This window comes from Rhodopseudomonas sp. (genome assembly GCF_036404135.1).
In the GTDB taxonomy this organism is placed as follows: domain Bacteria; phylum Pseudomonadota; class Alphaproteobacteria; order Rhizobiales; family Xanthobacteraceae; genus Rhodopseudomonas_A.
The window spans coordinates 1-2,244 of record NZ_DASWPE010000160.1; the positions used below are offsets into that span (position 1 = coordinate 1).

The following is a 2,244-nucleotide window of genomic DNA, read 5'->3' on the forward strand; positions in this document are numbered from 1 at the left end:
TCACCGCGCGATGCCCGCCGCCGCCAGCACGGCGAGTGTCATGAGGTCGCCGGCCGACGAGGTCATCGAGGCGATCTGGACCGAATGCTCCATGTTGATCAGCATCGGCCCGATCATCCGCTCGCCGCCCAGCTCGCGCAGCAGCTTGGCGGAGATGTTGGCCGATTGCAGCCCGGGCATCACCAGCACGTTGGCCGGGCCGGAGAGGCGGCTGAACGGATAATGCTTCTTGAGCGCGGGATTGAGCGCCACGTCCGGCGCCAGCTCGCCCTCATATTCGAACTCGACGCCGCGCTTGTCGAGCTCGGCCACCGCCTCGCGGATATTGTCGAGCCACTTGCCCGGCGGGTTGCCGAAGGTGGAATAGGACAGGAAGGCGACGCGCGGCTCCTGCCCCATGCGCCGCGCGACGGCGGCGGTCTGCTCGGCGATATCGGCGAGCTGCTCGGCGGTGGGCCGCTCGTTGACCGTGGTGTCGGCGAGGAACACCGAATGGTTGCGGCCAACCATCAGGTGGATGCCGAAGGGCGTGTGGCCCGGCGCCGGATCGATCACCCGCATCACCTCGACGAGCGACTGGCGGAAGGGGCGCGTCACGCCCGTCACCATCACGTCCGCCTCGCCCAGCGCGACCAGCAGCGCGCCGAAGATGTTGCGATCGCGGTTGACCATGCGCTCGACATCGCGGCGCATGAAGCCCTTGCGCTTGAGCTTGTCGTACAGCAGCTCGACCATCCGCGGCACGAGCGGAGAATGGCGGCTGTTGAGCAGCTCGTAGCTCTTGGGGTCCTCGACGCCGAGCTTGGCCAGCCGATCATGCACGTCGTCGATGCCGACCAGCACGGGCACGCCATAGCCGCCGTCCTTGAAGGCGATCGCGGCGCGCAGCACCACCTCTTCCTCGGCCTCCGCGAACAACACCCGCTTGGGGCGCGCGCGCGCCTGCTCATAGGCCGAGGCCAGCACCGCCGTCGTCGGGTTGAGGCGCTCGCGCAGGCTCTCGCGATAGGCGGCCATGTCCTCGATCGGCTTCTTCGCGACGCCCGAATCCATGGCGGCCTGCGCAACCGCGGGAGGGATCGTCTCGATCAGGCGCGGATCGAAGGGGGCCGGGATGATATAGTCCGGCCCGAACTTGTGCGCGACGCCATAAGCGGCCGCCACCTCCTCATGCACCTGCTGGCGCGCCAGCGCGGCGAGCGCGTGCGCAGCGGCGACCTTCATCTCCTCGTTGATCGTCGTCGCACGCACGTCGAGCGCGCCGCGGAAGATGAACGGGAAGCCCAGCACGTTGTTGACCTGGTTCGGATAGTCCGAGCGCCCGGTGGCGATGATCGCGTCCGGCGCCGCCTCCAGCGCGTCCTCGGGCAGGATCTCCGGGTCTGGATTGGCCATGGCGAAGATGATCGGCTTGGGCGCCATCGTCTTCACCATCTCCTTGGTGAGCGCGCCCGCGACCGAGAGGCCGTAGAAGACGTCGGCGCCCGCGATCGCTTCGGCGAGCGTGCGCGCGTCGGTCTTGGCCGCGTGGGCCGATTTCCACTGGTTCATGCCCTCGGTGCGGCCCTGGTAGATCACACCCTTGGAATCGCAGAGGATCACGTTGTCGGGCTTCACGCCCAGCGCCTTGGCCAGTTCGGTGCAGGAGATCGAGGCCGCGCCCGCGCCGTTGACGACGATCCTGATGTCCTTGAGCTCGCGCCCGGTCAGGTAGCAGGCGTTGATCAGGCTCGCCGCCGAGATGATCGCGGTGCCGTGCTGGTCGTCATGGAAAACCGGGATGTTCATGCGCTCGCGCAACGTCTGCTCGATCACGAAGCATTCGGGCGCCTTGATGTCCTCCAGATTGATGCCGCCGAAGCTCGGCTCCATCAGCTCGACCGCATCGATGAAGCGATCGACATCCTCGGTCGCCAATTCCAGGTCGATCGAATCGACGTCGGCGAAGCGCTTGAACAGCACCGCCTTGCCTTCCATCACCGGCTTCGACGCCAGGGCACCGAGATTGCCCATGCCCAGGATCGCGGTGCCGTTGGTGATGACCGCGACCAGATTGCCCTTGGCGGTATAGTCGTAGGCCGTGTCCGGATCGGCGGCGATCGCCCTCACCGGCACCGCCACGCCCGGCGAATAAGCGAGCGCGAGGTCGCGCTGGGTCGCCATCGGCTTCGACGCGATGATCTCGATCTTGCCGGGGCGACCGGTGGAGTGAAAATCCAGCGCCTCGCGCTCGGAAAACTGCAG

At 67.1% G+C, this 2,244-nt stretch carries 1 protein-coding gene; it reads right to left on the reverse strand.

Annotation, left to right across the window (positions count from 1 at the left end):
- Window positions 1-2,244, reverse strand: a complete 2,244-nt coding sequence (locus VGC77_RS18900; RefSeq protein ID WP_331173106.1) for an NADP-dependent malic enzyme — start codon at window positions 2,242-2,244, stop codon at window positions 1-3.